This window comes from Pseudomonas sp. ES1, from assembly GCF_050586605.1.
Lineage (GTDB): Bacteria > Pseudomonadota > Gammaproteobacteria > Pseudomonadales > Pseudomonadaceae > Aquipseudomonas > Aquipseudomonas sichuanensis.
In genome coordinates, this window is record NZ_JBOBDM010000084.1 from 1 (window position 1) to 17,236 (window position 17,236).

General features: G+C 62.5%; 15 protein-coding genes. 7 read left to right on the forward strand and 8 right to left on the reverse strand.

The annotated features are described in order from the left end of the window. Positions 1 to 28 precede the first annotated feature (28 nt). Positions 29 to 2,509, reverse strand: a complete 2,481-nt coding sequence (locus tag ACQ4N9_RS24610) for a glycogen/starch/alpha-glucan phosphorylase (RefSeq protein WP_430933927.1) — start codon at positions 2,507 to 2,509, stop codon at positions 29 to 31. A gap of 185 nt (positions 2,510 to 2,694) precedes the next feature. Here ACQ4N9_RS24610 and ACQ4N9_RS24615 point away from each other — a divergent pair, with 185 nt between their 5' ends. Then, on the forward strand, positions 2,695 to 3,099 hold the full coding sequence (locus ACQ4N9_RS24615) for a YkgJ family cysteine cluster protein (RefSeq protein ID WP_016712459.1): 405 nt from the start codon (positions 2,695 to 2,697) through the stop codon (positions 3,097 to 3,099). Positions 3,100 to 3,275: 176 nt separating this feature from the next. On the opposite strand, the gene ACQ4N9_RS24620 is transcribed toward ACQ4N9_RS24615, so the two are convergent. The 3 genes from ACQ4N9_RS24620 to thiI form a co-directional block, all read right to left on the reverse strand. Continuing rightward, the gene (locus tag ACQ4N9_RS24620; protein WP_390965738.1) at positions 3,276 to 3,875 is read right to left on the reverse strand and encodes a hypothetical protein; all 600 of its coding nucleotides are present in this window, start codon (positions 3,873 to 3,875) and stop codon (positions 3,276 to 3,278) included. Between the two features lie 166 nt (positions 3,876 to 4,041). Next, positions 4,042 to 5,862, reverse strand: a complete 1,821-nt coding sequence (gene typA, locus ACQ4N9_RS24625; protein WP_110995311.1) for a translational GTPase TypA — start codon at positions 5,860 to 5,862, stop codon at positions 4,042 to 4,044. Positions 5,863 to 5,989: 127 nt separating this feature from the next. Next, positions 5,990 to 7,444, reverse strand: coding sequence for a tRNA uracil 4-sulfurtransferase ThiI (thiI, locus tag ACQ4N9_RS24630; protein WP_110995312.1), 1,455 nt, complete (start codon positions 7,442 to 7,444; stop codon positions 5,990 to 5,992). 585 nt (positions 7,445 to 8,029) lie between these two features. Here thiI and glnA point away from each other — a divergent pair. The 4 genes from glnA to ntrC all read left to right on the forward strand — a co-directional run bounded on the left by glnA (position 8,030) and on the right by ntrC (position 12,899). Beyond that, complete coding sequence (glnA, locus tag ACQ4N9_RS24635; RefSeq protein WP_110995313.1) at positions 8,030 to 9,436, forward strand: type I glutamate--ammonia ligase; 1,407 nt, start codon at positions 8,030 to 8,032, stop codon at positions 9,434 to 9,436. 146 nt (positions 9,437 to 9,582) lie between these two features. Continuing rightward, positions 9,583 to 10,122, forward strand: a complete 540-nt coding sequence (locus ACQ4N9_RS24640; RefSeq protein ID WP_390965735.1) for a chorismate mutase — start codon at positions 9,583 to 9,585, stop codon at positions 10,120 to 10,122. 258 nt (positions 10,123 to 10,380) lie between these two features. Next, a complete protein-coding gene (glnL, locus tag ACQ4N9_RS24645) occupies positions 10,381 to 11,466 on the forward strand; it encodes a nitrogen regulation protein NR(II) (protein ID WP_390965733.1) in 1,086 nt (361 codons plus the stop codon). Continuing rightward, positions 11,463 to 12,899 carry a nitrogen regulation protein NR(I) gene (gene ntrC / locus ACQ4N9_RS24650; protein WP_110995315.1) on the forward strand — a complete coding sequence of 479 codons (1,437 nt, stop codon included), beginning with the start codon at positions 11,463 to 11,465 and terminating at the stop codon, positions 12,897 to 12,899. Before glnL ends, ntrC begins: the two co-directional genes overlap by 4 nt. A gap of 362 nt (positions 12,900 to 13,261) precedes the next feature. Here ntrC and ACQ4N9_RS24655 read toward each other — a convergent pair whose 3' ends face one another. After that, positions 13,262 to 13,699, reverse strand: coding sequence for a hypothetical protein (locus ACQ4N9_RS24655; RefSeq protein WP_390965731.1), 438 nt, complete (start codon positions 13,697 to 13,699; stop codon positions 13,262 to 13,264). Between ACQ4N9_RS24655 and trmL the strand changes: the two genes are divergently transcribed. Beyond that, on the forward strand, positions 13,698 to 14,159 hold the full coding sequence (gene trmL, locus ACQ4N9_RS24660) for a tRNA (uridine(34)/cytosine(34)/5-carboxymethylaminomethyluridine(34)-2'-O)-methyltransferase TrmL (RefSeq protein ID WP_390965729.1): 462 nt from the start codon (positions 13,698 to 13,700) through the stop codon (positions 14,157 to 14,159). The two genes, ACQ4N9_RS24655 and trmL, sit on opposite strands and share 2 nt — an antisense overlap. Before the next feature lie 157 nt (positions 14,160 to 14,316). On the opposite strand, the gene secB is transcribed toward trmL, so the two are convergent. Genes secB through ACQ4N9_RS24675 form a run of 3 tightly spaced genes read right to left on the reverse strand, consistent with a single transcriptional unit; the run spans position 14,317 to position 15,509 of the window. Next, a complete protein-coding gene (gene secB, locus ACQ4N9_RS24665; protein ID WP_125465874.1) occupies positions 14,317 to 14,799 on the reverse strand; it encodes a protein-export chaperone SecB in 483 nt (160 codons plus the stop codon). Between the two features lie 40 nt (positions 14,800 to 14,839). Beyond that, positions 14,840 to 15,094, reverse strand: coding sequence for a glutaredoxin 3 (gene grxC, locus ACQ4N9_RS24670; protein WP_110995319.1), 255 nt, complete (start codon positions 15,092 to 15,094; stop codon positions 14,840 to 14,842). Between the two features lies 1 nt (position 15,095). Next, on the reverse strand, positions 15,096 to 15,509 hold the full coding sequence (locus ACQ4N9_RS24675; RefSeq protein ID WP_153788965.1) for a rhodanese-like domain-containing protein: 414 nt from the start codon (positions 15,507 to 15,509) through the stop codon (positions 15,096 to 15,098). Positions 15,510 to 15,715: 206 nt separating this feature from the next. Between ACQ4N9_RS24675 and gpmI the strand changes: the two genes are divergently transcribed. Then, the coding region (gene gpmI, locus ACQ4N9_RS24680; RefSeq protein WP_430933935.1) for a 2,3-bisphosphoglycerate-independent phosphoglycerate mutase at positions 15,716 to 17,236 on the forward strand (1,521 nt) is incomplete at its 3' end.

Here is a 17,236-nt window from a genome sequence, read left to right on the forward strand (position 1 = left end):
AGCGGGCTTGCCCCGCGATGGGGGAGGCTCAATCCAGTGCCTTCCAGATCTCGGTGGCATATTCACGAATGGTCCGGTCCGACGAGAACCACCCCATCCGCGCGGTATTGAGCACCGCCATGCGCCACCACTCCTGGGGCGTATGCCACAGCTCCTCGACCCGCCGCTGGGCATCCCAGTAGGCGTCAAAGTCGGCACACACCAGGAAGCGGTCATAGGCGATCAGGCCATCCACCAGCCCGGTATAGCGCGACGGATCATCCGGTGAGAACACCCCGCTGCGGATCGCCTGCAGCACATCGCCCAAGCGGTGCGACGCCGCAATCGCCGCGCTGGCGCCAAAGTCGCCACTGCGCTTGCGCGCCTCCACCTGCTGCGCGGTCAGGCCGAAGATGAACATGTTCTCGGCGCCGACCTGCTCGCACATCTCGACGTTGGCGCCGTCCAGGGTACCGATGGTCAGCGCGCCGTTGAGCCCGAACTTCATGTTGCTGGTGCCAGAGGCTTCGTAACCGGCCGTGGAGATCTGCTCGGACAGGTCGGCCGCCGGGATGATGCTCTCGGCCAGGCTGACGTTGTAGTTGGGCAGGAACACCACCTTGAGCAGGCCGCGCACGGTCGGGTCGTTGTTGACCACCCGGGCGATGTCGTTGGCCAGCTTGATGATCAGCTTGGCCTGGTGATAGCTGGCCGCCGCCTTGCCGGCGAAGATCTTCACCCGCGGCACCCAGTCGGTGCCGGGGTCGTGGCGCATGGCCTGGTACAGCGCCACGGTGTGCAGCAGGTTGAGCAGTTGGCGCTTGTACTCGTGGATGCGCTTGACCTGCACGTCGAACAGCGCCTCGGGGTTGACCGTCACCCCCAGGCGGTCCTGGATGATGGCGGCCAGGGCACGCTTGCTGTGCAGGCGCTGGGCCGCGAACTGCTTGCGGAAGTCGGCCTTGTCGGCAAAGGGCACCAGGGCCTTGAGCTTGCCTTCCGGGTCGTCCAGCACCTCCGGGCCCAGCGCCTCCGGGCCCAGCGCCTCGATCAGCATCGCCGTGAGCGGCGGGTTGGCCTGGTAGAGCCAGCGGCGGAAGGTAATGCCGTTGGTCTTGTTGTTGATCCGTTGCGGGTAGAGCTTATGCAGCTCGGCGAACACCGTGCTCTTCATCAGCTTGCTGTGCAGCGCCGACACGCCGTTGACGCTGTGCGAGCCAAGGAATGCCAGGTTGCCCATGCGTACCCGGCGGCCGTTGTCCTCTTCGATCAGCGACACCGCGCGCAGCACGTCGAAGTCGTGCAGGCCTTTGGCCCGCAGCGCGTCGATATGGTAGGCGTTGATCAGGTAGATGATCTGCATGTGCCGCGGCAGCATGCGCTCCATCAGCGCCACCGGCCAGGTTTCCAGGGCCTCGGGCAGCAGCGTGTGGTTGGTGTAGGCCAAGGTGCCGACGGTCACCTGCCAGGCGGTATCCCAGGGAATTTCGTGCTGGTCGACCAAAAGCCGCATCAACTCAGCCACGGCGATCGACGGGTGGGTGTCGTTGAGCTGGATCGCCGCTGCATCCGGCAGGTTGAGCAGGTTGTCATGCATGTTCAGGTGGCGGCGCAGCAGGTCCTGCAGCGAGGCGGAGACGAAGAAGTACTCCTGGCGCAGGCGCAGCTCCTGGCCGGCCTCGGTGCTATCGGCCGGGTACAGCACCCGCGAAATGCTCTCGGCCCGGGCCACCTCGGCCACCGCCCCCAGGTGATCGCCGGCGTTGAAGCGCTCCAGGTGCAGCTCTTCCAGCGCCCGGGCGCGCCACAGGCGCAAGGTGTTGACGCTGGAGCCACGCCAGCCGACCACTGGCGTGTCGTAGGCCACGGCCCTCACCGTTTCACCCGGCCACCAGACCTGGCGCTGCTTGCCGGTGCCTTCCTGCACGGTTTCGACACTGCCGCCAAAGCTGATCGGGTAGATCACCTCGGCACGCTCGAACTCCCAGGGGTTGCCGAAGTCCAGCCAGTTCTCGGTCTGCTCCTGCTGCCAGCCATCGACCAGCGCCTGGCGGAACAGGCCGTGTTCGTAGCGGATGCCATAGCCATGGGCAGCAATGCCCAGTGTCGACATGCTCTCCATGAAGCACGCCGCCAGGCGCCCGAGGCCGCCGTTCCCCAGCGCCGCATCCGGCTCGAGCAGGCGAATACGCTCAAGGTCAACGTCCAGGCCCTGCAGTGCCTCGCGGGCGATTTCCAGGTAGCCCAGGTTGCTCAGGCTGTCGTACAGCAGCCGGCCGATGAGGAATTCGAGGGAAAGGTAATACACCCGCTTCTGGCTACGGCGGTAGGCCCGCCGGGTGTGGTCCATCCAGTGGTCGACCATGTGGTCGCGGGCCGCCAGGGCGATGGCCTCGAACCAGTCGTGGTCGAACGCGTGTTCCGGGTCCTTGCCGACCGCGTAGGTCAGCTTGGCCAGCACGGCGGCGCGAAAATCCGCCACCTCCTCATGATGAGCTTTGGCCTCACGGGCCTTGTTTTCCTGGGACATGCGGCATCCTCGGGCAAGTAGGCTAAAGCGCAGGGAAAGTGTTCAGCCTAGACGGTCTGACACAGAGCGACAGCAACGGTTCGCGGATTTCATGCGCCAGGCGGGAATCGGGCAAAAGGTTGTTCACAAATTGAACAACTCCGGTATGATCGCGCGCCCCAAGACCGTGATTCGCCCCCATAACGATGAAAACGACCCTGATCGCCGCCGCCGAAGTCGACCGCCTGGAGACCTGGCAGCGCTATGCCAGCCACATGTGCGGTGGCTGCCACTCGACCTGTTGCACCTTGCCGGTGGAGGTGAAGATCAAGGATCTGATCCGTATCGGCGTGGTGGACGAGTTCGAAAAAGACGAACCGCCGAAGAACGTGGCCAAGCGCCTGCAGAAGGAAGGCATTATCGAACGCTTCAACCAGAAGTCGGGGATCTTCACCCTGACCCGGATGAGCAACGATGACTGCATGTACCTGGACCGCAAGAGCCGGCTGTGCACCATCTACGACAAGCGCCCGGACACCTGCCGCAACCACCCCAAGGTCGGGCCGCGGCCGGGGTATTGTGCGTACAAGCCCAAGGTGGTCGGGCGTTGACGCTCTGCGGTCAAGCCCATAGAATCTGATCCGTCTGGATATATACGGAGCTTTCCTTCGGGAAGGTGTCAAGACGCCGCCACCTGGTTCCGGCCGTGCCGGTTGAAGGGATCAATCCCTAAGGGCATCCGCGATACGACCCCCTTCATTGGGGGTTTCGTATTTCTGGAGGTCGCTCAATGGCGGCCAGGCCTGCGAACGGGCTCGTTCCTCAGCTTCTTGAGCATCAGAAACCAGCCTTTGATTTTTTCATGTCGCTTGAAGCGGCTTTGGCTGCTCGCTGGGTGGGCCGGATCCCGCACATAGGCGCTCTCGACATGAATCCTGAGGCTTCTCGCGGCCTCGCGACGCATATTGAAATACACCTCGTAACGGCTGCCTTCCGGGAAACCGAACTGATTGCCCTCCAACGTCAGCCAGTTACTGTGCCCGGTAAACAGGCATTGGCGGTCGGCCAAACTGCACATGATGGCGGGCAGTTGCAACGACAGCCCATGCCGCGCCGGGCAGAACGCTCGGTAGATCCCTCGGTGATCTATTACCAACCGGTCCAGCCCGATGCTGTCGAAGTCCAGCGCTAGCCCTTGCTGGCTCCCGCGGCTCACGCAGTGGCTCGAATACTCGAAGTGCAGCGTCACCGCAATGGATGGCTGCACACCCGAACCCGGCAGTAGCACTTCATGAGAATGCGCACGCAGGTGCTGCAAGCACCATGGCTCGCCCGATACCTCGATTGCTCCCGCCGACAGATGCTCCCGCCATCCCTTGCCTTTCATGCACCACCTCAGCCACGTACCGAGGCGTCAGGCTAATGCTCGGGCAAAGCCCTGCCAAAACGGCTTCGTGAGCAAGTGCTTCAAGCGCAACATGCGGCAAAAGACACGCAAACAAAAACGCCCCCGGCCTTTCGACCGGGGGCGTTTTCATTGCGCCTGAGCTAACTCAGTTCTTGGCTTTCTTGGCAGCGCGGGTACGCTCGCCTTCGTCCAGGATCTTCTTGCGCAGACGGATCGACTTCGGCGTGACTTCGCACAGCTCGTCGTCCTGGATGAACTCCAGGGCCTGTTCCAGGGTGTGGCGAACCGGCGGCACCAGGGCGATGACTTCGTCTTTGCCCGAAGCACGCATGTTGTCGAGCTTCTTGCCTTTGGTCGGGTTCACGCCCAGGTCGTTGTCACGGCTGTTCAGGCCGATGATCTGACCGTTGTAGATCTCCTGGCCGTGCTCGACGAACAGCTTGCCGCGCGCCTGCAGGGTTTCCAGCGAGTAGGTCAGAGCCTTGCCGGTCTCGACCGAAACCAGAACACCGTTCAGACGGCCGGACATCTGGCCGGACTTCATGGTGTCGTAGCGATCGAAGATCGAGGTCAGAATGCCTGCACCGTTGGTCAGGGTCAGGAACTGGTTACGGAAACCGATCAGACCACGGGCTGGAATGTTGTATTCCAGGCGAACACGGCCTTTGCCATCTGGCACCATGTTGGTCAGGTCGCCTTTACGCAGACCCATTTCTTCCATGACCTTGCCCTGGGCTTCTTCAGGGATGTCGATGGTGACGTTCTCGAACGGCTCCTGCTTGACGCCGTCGACTTCGCGGATGATCACTTCAGGACGGCCTACAGCCATCTCGAAGCCTTCACGACGCATGGTTTCGATCAGTACCGACAGGTGCAGCTCACCACGGCCCGAAACCTTGAACTTGTCTGGGGAATCGGTTTCCTGAACGCGCAGGGCAACGTTGTACAGCAGCTCTTTGTCCAGACGGTCCTTGATGTTACGGCTGGTGACGAACTTGCCTTCTTTACCGCAGAACGGCGAGTCGTTGACCTGGAAGGTCATCGAAACGGTCGGCTCGTCGACGGTCAGCGGCTTCATCGCTTCTACCGCGTCCGGGGCGCACAGGGTGTCGGAGATGAACAGCTCGTCGAAACCGCTGATGCAGACGATGTCGCCAGCCTGGGCTTCTTCGACGTCGACGCGGTGCAGGCCGTGGTGGCCCATCAGCTTCAGGATACGGCCGTTACGCTTCTTGCCGTTGGTGTCGATGGCGACAACCGGGGTGTTCGGCTTGACGCGACCACGGGCGATACGGCCAACACCGATAACGCCGAGGAAGCTGTTGTAGTCCAGTGCCGAGATCTGCATCTGGAACGAACCGTCACGGTCAACGTCCGGCGCCGGTACGTTGTCGACGATCGACTGGTACAGGGCGGTCATGTCTTCGCCCATGGCGGTGTGGTCCAGACCGGCGATGCCGTTCAGGGCCGAGGCGTAGACGACTTTGAAGTCCAGCTGTTCGTCGGTGGCGCCGAGGTTGTCGAACAGGTCGAAGATCTGGTCCAGAACCCAGTCAGGACGCGCGCCCGGACGGTCGACCTTGTTGATTACGACGATTGGCTTCAGGCCAGCTTCGAAAGCTTTTTTGGTCACGAAGCGGGTTTGCGGCATCGGGCCGTCTTGGGCGTCGACCAGCAGCAGCACGGAGTCGACCATCGACATTACACGCTCAACCTCGCCACCGAAGTCGGCGTGGCCGGGGGTGTCGACGATGTTGATGTGGTAGCCGTTCCAGTTGATGGCGGTGTTCTTCGCCAGAATGGTAATGCCGCGCTCTTTTTCCTGGTCGTTGGAGTCCATGACGCGCTCGTCGTTGAGCTCGTTACGCTCCAGGGTGCCGGACTGACGCAGGAGTTTGTCGACCAGGGTGGTTTTACCATGGTCAACGTGGGCGATGATGGCGATGTTACGCAGATTTTCGATCACAACTGTATCTCGATCAGAGGATTCGGTTGCCGCCAGTGTAGGCGGCGAATATGTACGGTTTGAGGCTCAGCGGGCCCGATGGTCGGGAGGGCGATGGCGGATGCTGCCGCCATACAGCCCTGGGGTCTTATGTCGGACGATAAACACGCACATTGGCATGTCCCTCACTGAGCAGGTGGTGTGCGTGCAAACGGCTCATCACACCTTTGTCGCAATACAGCAGGTACTGGCGCGTGGGGTCCAGGTGCTTGAACTTGCTGTTGATCGCGTAGAACGGCATGGCCTGGACTTCGATACCGTCCAGTGCCAGAGGTTCGTCTTCCTGGGCGTCGGGGTGACGGATGTCGATGATGATCTGGCCCGGCAGTGCCTCGGCCACTTCCTCGATCTCGATGTCCTTGCCCAACTCGTCGATCACGTGGTCGATGGAGATGAACTTGGCGCGCTCCAGGGCACGCTCCAGCACCGCCATGTCGAACTGCTTTTCTTCGTGCTCCATGCGGTGACGCTTGGCATGGGTGGTCGGGTTCACCGAAATCACGCCGCAGTACTCGGGCATGTGCTTGGCGAAGTCGGCGGTGCCGATTTCGGTGGCCTGGTCGATGATGTCCTGCTTGTGGCTGGCCAGCAGCGGGCGCAGCACCAGCTTGTCGGTGGCCGAATCGATGATCGACAGGTTCGGCAAGGTCTGGCTGGACACTTGCGAGATCGCCTCGCCGGTGACCAGCGCGTCGATCTGCAGGCGCTCGGCCATGTGCGCGGCACCGCGCAGCATCATGCGCTTGAGGGTCACGCCCATGTAGCTGTTGTCGACCTTGTTGAGGATTTCGCCGACCACTTCCTCGAACGGCACGCTGATGAACAGCACGCGCTGGCTGCTGCCGTACTTCTTCCACAGGAAGTGCGCCACTTCCATCACGCCCAGCTCGTGGGCGCGCCCGCCGAGGTTGAAGAAGCAGAAGTGCGTCATCAGGCCGCGGCGCATCATCTGGTAGGCAGCCACGGTGGAGTCGAAGCCACCGGACATCAGCACCAGGGTCTGCTCAAGGGCGCCCAGCGGGTAGCCGCCGATGCCGTTGTGCTGGTTGTGGATCACGTACAGGCGCTGGTCGCGGATCTCGATGCGCACCAGCACTTCCGGCTTCTTCAGCTCGATGCCGGCGGCGCCGCATTGCTGGCGCAGCTGGCTGCCGACATAGCGGTCGACATCCATCGAGGTAAAGTCGTGGTGGCCGCCACGCTTGCAGCGCACGGCGAAGTACTTGCCGGCCAGCAGGTGACCGAAGTGCTGCTTGCACTTCTCGACGATGTCGTCAAAGTCGCCCAGCGGGTATTCCTGCACCTGCAGGAAGTGGGTGATGCCCGGGGTGCAGCGCAGGCGCTCGATCATTTCGCGCTGGATCTTTTCGTCCTCGATGCGAGTGACCACCTCGAGATTGTCCCAGACACCATCGACCGCGAGCTCAGGATCGAGGTCCTTGAGCACGTTGCGGATGTTCTTGCTGAGCTGACGGATGAAGCGCTTGCGCACCGGTCGGCTCTTGATGGTGATCTCTGGGAAGACTTTGACGATAAGTTTCATTGGTTTAACAGCGCGCGCAGGGCCTGCCGAAAATGAGGGGCGCGAATTATATCGGAAATTGCTCAGGTTTTGACCAACTTTTGATCAGAAGCTTTGAGATAAATGTATGGGCGGGCTTTTGTGCTGCCTGTTCCGGCTCTTCGCGGGTAAACCCGCTCCCACAGAGACCGCACCGATTCCATAGGCTGTGCAAACCCTGTGGGAGCAACTGTCTTATGTTGTCAGTGCTGGCCTCATCGCTGGCAAGCCAGCTCCCACAGGTACGATGCTGCCTCGAAGTTAGCGCGATCCCTGTGGGAGCGGGTTCACCCGCGAAGAGGCCCCCAAAGAAAGCACGCCAGTCGGACAGTGCACTATATTGGTGCTCTGCTACTAAATTTCGCATCTTAAGAGTGCACCTTTCCCCGCCACCCCACCGTCAGATGCCCGCAAACGCCTTCTTTTATCCCACTCTCGCCATTTTCGGGCACTGGCATGCAATTTGCTCTCTTGTGAGGCAGGTACGCTTGGCCGACTATCCGCGCCTGGCAACACCCTTTTTCCAGAGCAGCGGCCCACCGCGCTCTAGACCATCCGGAGGACAACATGTCGAAGTCGGTTCAACTCATCAAAGATCATGACGTCAAGTGGATTGATCTGCGTTTCACGGACACCAAAGGTACTCAGCACCACGTGACCATGCCGGCGCGTGATGGCCTGGACGAAGACTTCTTCGAAACCGGCAAGATGTTCGACGGTTCCTCCATCGCTGGCTGGAAAGGCATCGAAGCCTCCGACATGATCCTGCTGCCGGACGACTCCACCGCCGTGCTGGACCCGTTCACCGAAGAGCCGACCCTGATCCTCACCTGCGACATCATCGACCCTGCCAGCATGCAGGGCTATGACCGCGACCCACGCGCCATCGCCCGTCGCGCCGAGGAGCACCTCAAAGCCACGCTGATCGGTGACACCGTGTTCGCCGGCCCAGAGCCTGAGTTCTTCATCTTCGACGAAGTGAAGTTCAAGTCCGACATCTCCGGCTCGATGTTCAAGATCTACTCCGAGCAAGGCTCGTGGATGTCCGACCAGGACGTCGAAGGCGGCAACAAAGGCCACCGTCCAGGCGTCAAAGGCGGCTACTTCCCGGTTCCGCCGTTCGACCACGACCACGAAATCCGTACCGCCATGTGCAACGCACTGGAAGAGATGGGTCAGACCGTCGAAGTTCACCACCACGAAGTGGCGACTGCCGGCCAGAACGAAATCGGCGTCAAGTTCAACACCCTGGTGAAGAAGGCCGACGAAGTTCAAGCGCTGAAGTACGTCGTGCACAACGTTGCCGACGCCTACGGCCGCACCGCTACCTTCATGCCTAAGCCACTGTACGGCGACAACGGCTCGGGCATGCACGTGCACATGTCGATCTGGAAAGACGGCAAGAACACCTTCGCAGGTGAAGGCTATGCCGGCCTGTCCGACACCGCCCTGTACTTCATCGGCGGCATCATCAAGCACGGTAAGGCCCTGAACGGCTTCACCAACCCGGCCACCAACTCCTACAAGCGTCTGGTACCTGGCTTCGAAGCCCCAGTAATGCTGGCCTACTCGGCTCGCAACCGTTCGGCCTCGATCCGTATCCCTTACGTTTCCAGCCCGAAAGCCCGCCGTATCGAAGCGCGCTTCCCGGACCCGGCGGCCAACCCGTACCTGTGCTTCGCCGCCCTGCTGATGGCCGGCCTGGACGGTATCCAGAACAAGATCCACCCAGGCGACGCCGCCGACAAGAACCTGTACGACCTGCCGCCTGAAGAGGCGAAAGAGATCCCACAGGTGTGCGGCAGCCTGAAAGAAGCCCTGGAAGAGCTGGACAAGGGCCGTGCGTTCCTGACCAAGGGCGGCGTGTTCTCCGACGACTTCATCGATGCCTACATCGAGCTGAAATCGGAAGAAGAGATCAAGGTCCGTACCTTCGTGCACCCGCTGGAATACGAGCTGTACTACAGCTGCTGATTTGATCGACGCCTCGCGTCGGTGACATCAGGACGGCCTCCCCAGGGAGGCCGTTTCCATTTCTGCATCGCCTTGATCGGACAAACCCTATAGCCACATCCGGCGACACTGCGACACTCGATGCTCCATCAACCCAGGAGATCGTCATGCGCCCCACCCACCTTGCCCTGATCTGCTGCCTCGCACTGTCGGGCTGCAGCACACCGCCACCGCCCCCTTCAAACCTCGACCCCCTGCTCGATGCCATCGAGCAACGCCTTGACCTGGCCGAAGCCGTCGCGCTGCACAAATGGGACCGAGGCCAACCGGTTCAAGCCAGCGCTCGCGAACAACAGGTGCTGGCCAATGCACGCCAGGCCGCAACCGCCTACTCGCTGGCCCCGGCACGGGCCGAAAGCTTCTTCGCCGACCAGATCGAGGCCAGCAAACTGCTGCAGTACCACCTGCTGGATAGCTGGCACCGCGCACGCCAAGCACCCGCCCTGCCCCGACGCGACCTTGGCCAGGATGTGCGCCCCGCCCTGGACCGGCTGCAGGCGCAGCTACTCGCCGCCCTTGCCCGCTTCGACCAGGCGCCCCCGGCCGACTGCCCCAACCACCTGGCCGATGCCCTGCAACAGCGCACACACGAGCCCGTGCGCCACCTTGCTCTGGTCCGCGCCAGCAGCCAGCTGTGCAAAAGCTGACGAGCGCCCTATGCTCCATATTGGTGCACTGCCAGGCCTGACGCCCCAGCATGCACCCCACTTTGGGTCACATTAATCGTTTAACCAGGGCTTTATGTCCTGAATTAGCGCGAATACAGGCTTTTATCCGCCATTTCCGCTTCTTTTCAGAGCCTTGGTTTGGTTCTTGCATTTTCATCGCATCCAGCACGTCATCCGTGCGCGCCCCAGGCCTGGCCGGGGCGCCAAAAGAGTGCCAACAGAGGTCAACGACGCCTTATGACCATCAGCGATGCACAGCACCGTCTGCTTCTGGACAACCTGACCACGGCCACGCTCCTGCTCAACGCCGAGCTGCGCCTTGAGTACATGAACCCGGCGGCGGAAATGCTCCTGGCCGTCAGTGGTCAGCGCAGCCATGGGCAGTTCATCAGCGAGCTGTTCACCGAATCGGCCGAGGCACTCAACTCGCTGCGCCAGGCGGTGGAGCAGGCGCATCCGTTCACCAAGCGCGAAGCCCAGCTGACCTCGCTGACCGGCCAGAGCATCACCGTCGACTACGCCGTCACGCCGATCCTGCACCAGGGCAATACCCTGCTGCTGCTCGAAGTGCACCCGCGGGACCGCCTGCTGCGCATCACCAAGGAAGAGGCCCAGCTGAGCAAGCAGGAAACCACCAAGATGCTGGTGCGCGGCCTGGCCCACGAAATCAAGAACCCGCTGGGCGGCATTCGCGGCGCAGCGCAACTGCTGGCTCGCGAATTGCCCAACGATGGCCTGCGCGACTACACCAACGTGATCATCGAAGAGGCCGACCGGCTGCGTAACCTGGTCGACCGCATGCTCGGCTCGAACAAGCTGCCGTCGCTGTCGATGACCAACATCCACGAAGTGCTGGAGCGCGTGTGCAGCCTGGTGGAGGCGGAAAGCCAGGGCGGCATCACCCTGGTGCGCGACTACGACCCGAGCCTGCCGGACGTGCTGATCGACCGCGAGCAGATGATCCAGGCGGTGCTCAACATCGTGCGCAATGCCATGCAGGCCATCGGCGGGCAGAACGAGCTGCGCCTGGGCCGCATCACCCTGCGCAGCCGCGCCGTGCGCCAGTTCACCATCGCCCACGTGCGTCATCGCCTGGTGGCCCGGATCGAGATCGTCGACAACGGCCCGGGCATCCCCGCAGAGCTGCAGGACACCCTCTTCTACCCCATGGTCAGCGGCCGCCCGGACGGTACCGGGCTCGGCCTTGCCATTACCCAGAACATCATCAGCCAGCACCAGGGCCTGATCGAGTGTGAAAGCCACCCCGGCCACACCGCCTTCTCGATCTACCTGCCCCTGGAACAAGGAGCCACCGCCTCATGAGCCGAAGTGAAACCGTCTGGATCGTCGATGATGATCGCTCCATCCGCTGGGTCTTGGAGAAAGCCCTGCAGCAGGAGGGCATGACCACCCAGAGCTTCGACAGCGCCGACGGCGTGATGGGCCGCCTGGCACGCCAGCAGCCTGATGTGATCATTTCCGATATCCGCATGCCCGGTGCCAGCGGCCTCGACCTGCTGGCACAGATCCGCGACCAGCACCCGGGCCTGCCGGTCATCATCATGACCGCGCACTCCGACCTGGACAGTGCCGTGGCCTCCTACCAGGGCGGTGCCTTCGAGTACCTGCCCAAGCCGTTCGATGTCGACGAGGCGGTGTCGCTGGTCAAGCGCGCCAACCAGCACGCTCAGGAACAGCAAGCGCTGGAGGTGCCCCAGGCACTGGCCCGCACCCCCGAGATCATCGGTGAAGCACCGGCGATGCAGGAGGTGTTCCGCGCCATCGGCCGCCTGAGCCACTCCAACATCACCGTGCTGATCAACGGCGAATCGGGTACCGGCAAAGAGCTGGTGGCCCATGCCCTGCACCGCCACAGCCCGCGCGCGGCTGCGCCGTTCATCGCCCTGAACATGGCGGCGATCCCCAAGGACCTGATGGAGTCCGAGCTGTTCGGCCATGAAAAAGGCGCGTTCACCGGCGCCGCCAACCTGCGCCGCGGCCGCTTCGAGCAGGCCGACGGCGGCACGCTGTTCCTCGACGAAATCGGCGACATGCCCGCCGACACCCAGACCCGCCTGCTGCGCGTGCTGGCCGACGGCGAGTTCTACCGGGTCGGCGGCCACGTGCCGGTGAAGGTCGATGTGCGCATCATCGCCGCGACCCACCAGAACCTGGAAACCCTGGTACAGGCCGGCAAGTTCCGCGAAGACCTGTTCCACCGCCTCAACGTGATCCGCATCCATATCCCGCGCCTGTCTGACCGGCGCGAAGACATCCCGACCCTGGCCCGCCACTTCCTCGGCCGCGCCGCCCAGGAGCTGGCGGTCGAGCCCAAGCTGCTCAAGCCGGAAACCGAAGAGTTCATCCGCAACCTGCCGTGGCCGGGCAACGTCCGCCAGCTGGAAAACACCTGCCGCTGGATCACCGTGATGGCCTCCAGCCGCGAGGTGCTGATCGGCGACCTGCCGCCGGAGTTGCTCAACCTGCCACAGGACGCAGCGCCAGTGACCAACTGGGAGCAGGCCCTGCGCCAGTGGGCCGACCAAGCCCTGGCCCGTGGCCAGTCGAGCCTGCTGGACAGCGCCGTGCCCAGCTTCGAGCGGATCATGATCGAGACCGCGCTCAAGCACACCGCCGGGCGGCGCCGCGATGCAGCGGTATTGCTGGGCTGGGGGCGCAACACCCTGACGCGCAAGATCAAGGAGTTGGGGATGAAAGTGGATGGGGGAGACGAAGACGAGGGTGAAGACCACTGATCTTTAGGGTCACCTGTTAGATTTCAGGGGCTGCTTTGCAGCCCCAGCTATTTCTGACCTGTTGCACCGATCCTGTGCCCGACGCACCCGATAAAGACACAAATCCCCTCGAAACCCGGCCAATTCGTCCTGAATCCCAGTATTTCCGGGCATTTCAAAACTGGCACGCCCCCTGCAATAACTACTGCAACTCCAGTTTCGGGGGCCTCGGTACAGGCAGGCCGGGATAGCCCCTCTTTTATTCGCAGCAGCAACACCGTTTCGGGGACCCTGGTACAGGCAGGCCGGGAAATCCCCCTTTTATTCGCCACAGCAACCCGCTTTGGGGACCTCGGTACAGGCAGGCCGGGACATCCCCTCTTTTATTCGTGCAGCCTCACCTGCACCTTCCAGCGCCCGTCGTCCTCTGCACCTGACCATTGCCCTTGCAGAGGGCGCGCGGCAATCAGCGTCAGCAGCAAGCCTTCCTTGCCCTTCTGAACCCGCCAGGCCACCGGTTTGTCCTGCAAGAACAACTGGCCGCGCTGGGCCTTGCCCTCGGCCTGGAACGCCAGCGCCACGGTGCCTTCGACGTTCTCGCCATGCAGCTTCGGCTCTTCGTTGAACCACAGGTCCAGGCCATCCTGCACCACCTCGACCTGCTGCAACACCCGCTCGTCCGGGGCGGTCAGGCGGCCGATCATCAGGCCCACCATCAACCCGACGATGGCCAGCGACAGGATCATCTTCGGGAACGCCTTCGAACGCACATCGGGTTCGGGGGTAGAATGCCCGTCATCTTCATGCCTGGAGCCGTGCATGTTTCACGTCATCCTTTTTCAACCTGAAATTCCGCCGAATACCGGCAATATCATCCGCCTGTGCGCCAACAGCGGCTGCGCCCTGCACCTGATCGAACCCATCAGCTTCGAACTGGACGACAAGCGCCTGCGCCGCGCCGGGCTGGATTACCACGAGTATGCCACGCTCAAGCGCCACGAAAGCCTGACCGGATGCCTGGAAAGCCTGGGCAACCCGCGGCTGTTCGCCTTCACTACCAAAGGCTCGCACCCCTTCCACGAAGTCGCCTACCAGCCGGGCGATGCCTTCCTGTTCGGCCCCGAGAGCCGTGGTTTGCCCGCAGAGGTGTTGGATAGCCTGCCGGCCGAACAACGCCTGCGCCTGCCGATGCGGCCAGGGTGCCGCAGCTTGAACCTGTCCAATACCGTGGCGGTGACGGTGTATGAGGCGTGGCGGCAGAACGGGTTTGCCGGGAGCTAATGCTTCACCTGCACTGGCCTCTTCGCGGGTAAACCCGCTCCCACAGGTGGCGCTGTACTTGTGGGAGCGGCGGTGCGCCGATGCGATTTACCCGCGAAGAGGCCAGTGCGGCATACAAAAAAGGGCGACCGAAGTCGCCCTTTTTCATTACCGCTGCTTACTGCACGGTCGGCACTTCACCGGCTTCCTGCATGCGCTGCATTTCTTGCGCGTACAGGGCGTCGAAGTTGACCGGCGACAGCATCAGCGCCGGGAACGAGCCACGGGTCACCAGGCTGTCCAGGGCCTCGCGGGCGTACGGGAACAGGATGTTCGGGCAGAACGCGCCGAGGGTGTGGCTCATCGAGGCCGCGTCGAGGCCTGCGATCAGGAAGATGCCGGCCTGCTGCACTTCGGCGATGAACGCCACTTCTTCACCGTTCTTCACGGTCACCGACAGGGTCAGCACCACTTCATGGAAGTCGCCTTCCAGGGCTTTCTGGCGGGTGTTCAGGTCCAGCGAGACATTCGGCTCCCACTGCTGGCGGAAGATCTGCGGGCTCTTCGGAGCCTCGAACGACAGATCGCGCACGTAGATGCGCTGCAGGGAGAACTGTGGGCTGTTGTCTGCAGCCGCGCCGTTGGTCTGTTGGTCAGTCATGGCAGATCCTTATCCTAATGTTTTCGAATGCAGTGCAAAGTCAGGCCGCCAGCAGCGCGTCGAGCTTGCCCGCGCGCTCCAGGGCATAAAGGTCATCGCATCCACCGACGTGCGTACTGCCGATCCAGATCTGCGGTACCGAAGTACGGCCGGCCTTCTGGCTCATTTCGGCGCGCAGCTGCGGCTTGCCGTCGACCTTGATCTCTTCGAACGCCACGCCCTTGCTCTCGAGCAGGTATTTGGCGCGCATGCAGTAGGGGCAGTAGTCGCTGGAGTAGACGATGACGGGCTTCATATCACTTCACCAGGGGCAGGTTATCGGCTTTCCAACTGGATACGCCACCGCTCAGCTTGGCCGCGGTGTAACCAGCCTTGAGCAGCTCGCGGCAGATGGTGCCGGACTGCTGGCCCATCGCGTCGACGACGATCAGGGTCTTCTCTTTATGTTTTTCCAGCTCGGTCATGCGGTTGACCAGCTTGTCCTGCGGAATGCTCACCGCACCGACGATGTGCCCGGCGGAATACTCCTTGGCAGGGCGAATATCGATGACCAGCGCCTTGTCGGCGTTGACCAGCGCGGTCAGCTGGCCGTTGCTCAGGCTCTGGCCACCACGACGCACTTCGTTGATCAGCAGCAGGACCAGCAGAACGACGAAGATCGCCACCAGGATGAAGTGATCTGTCGCGAATTGAATCAGGTGAGCAACCATCGGGGGTGTTCCAGGCGATTGAAAATGGCGGCCAGTATACACAGCCCCCCATGACCACCAAAGCCCGGTGGGCCACCGGCAAAACCGGCTTCATGTTGCATGTCCGACAGCGCTGGTCGGACAAGGGGAGGAATATTCGCCGTCGCTGGCGGATTTGCCCTAAAATGCGTGTCTTTATCATCTTTGAACAACCGTGAGTTTGATTGATGACGAGTACGCCTAAACCCCTGGTCCTGATTATCCTGGATGGCTTCGGACACAGCGAAAGCCCCGAATACAACGCCATCTTCGCCGCCAACACACCGGTCTACGACCGCCTGCGCGCCACCCAGCCGCACGGTCTGATCTCGGGGTCCGGCATGGACGTGGGCCTGCCCGACGGGCAGATGGGCAACTCTGAAGTCGGTCACATGAACCTCGGCGCCGGCCGCGTGGTGTACCAGGACTTCACCCGGGTCACCAAAGCCATCCGCGACGGCGAGTTCTTCGCAAACCCGGTGCTCACCGGCGCGGTGGACAAGGCTGTCGGTGCCGGCAAGGCCGTGCATATCCTCGGCCTGCTCTCCGACGGTGGCGTGCACAGCCACCAGGACCACCTGGTGGCCATGGCCGAACTGGCCGCCCAGCGTGGCGCCGAGAAGATCTACCTGCACGCCTTCCTCGACGGCCGTGACACCCCGCCGCGCAGCGCCCAGTCGTCCATCGAACTGCTCGACGCCACCTTTGCCAAGCTGGGCAAGGGCCGTATCGCCAGCCTGATCGGCCGCTACTACGCGATGGACCGCGACAACCGCTGGGACCGCGTACAAGCCGCCTACGACCTGATCGTCGACAGCACCGCCCATTACACCGCCGACAGCGCCGTGGCCGGCCTCGAGGCCGCCTACGCCCGTGACGAAAGCGACGAGTTCGTCAAGGCCACGCGCATCGGCGAAGCGGTCAAGGTCGAGGATGGCGACGCCGTCATCTTCATGAACTTCCGTGCCGACCGTGCCCGCGAGCTGTCGCGGGTGTTCGTCGAGCCCGACTTCAACGAATTCCCACGCGCCCGCCTGCCAAAACTGGCCGCCTACATCGGCCTGACCCAGTACTCGGCGAAAATCCCCGCGCCAGCGGCATTTGCCCCGTCCAGCCTGAACAATGTGCTCGGCGAATACCTGGCGAAAAACGGCAAGACCCAGCTGCGCATCGCCGAAACCGAGAAATACGCTCACGTCACCTTCTTCTTCTCGGGTGGCCGTGAAGAGCCGTTCGAAGGCGAAGAGCGCATCCTGATCCCATCGCCGAAGGTCGCCACCTATGACCTGCAGCCGGAAATGAACGCCCCCGAGGTGACCGACCGCATCGTCGAGGCCATCGAGCAGCAGCGTTTTGACGTGATCGTGGTCAACTATGCCAACGGCGACATGGTCGGCCACACCGGCGTGTTCGAGGCAGCGGTCAAGGCGGTCGAGGCCCTGGACACCTGCGTCGGCCGCATCGTCGAGGCACTGGATAAGGTTGACGGCGAAGCGCTGATCACCGCCGACCACGGCAACGTCGAGCAGATGGAAGACGCCTGCACCGGCCAGGCGCACACCGCCCATACCAGCGAGCCAGTGCCGTTCATCTATGTCGGCAAGCGCAAGGTCAAGGTGCGTGACGGCGGCGTGCTGGCCGACGTGGCGCCGACCATGCTCAAGCTGCTGGGATTGGAAAAGCCTGCAGAGATGACCGGAACGAGCATT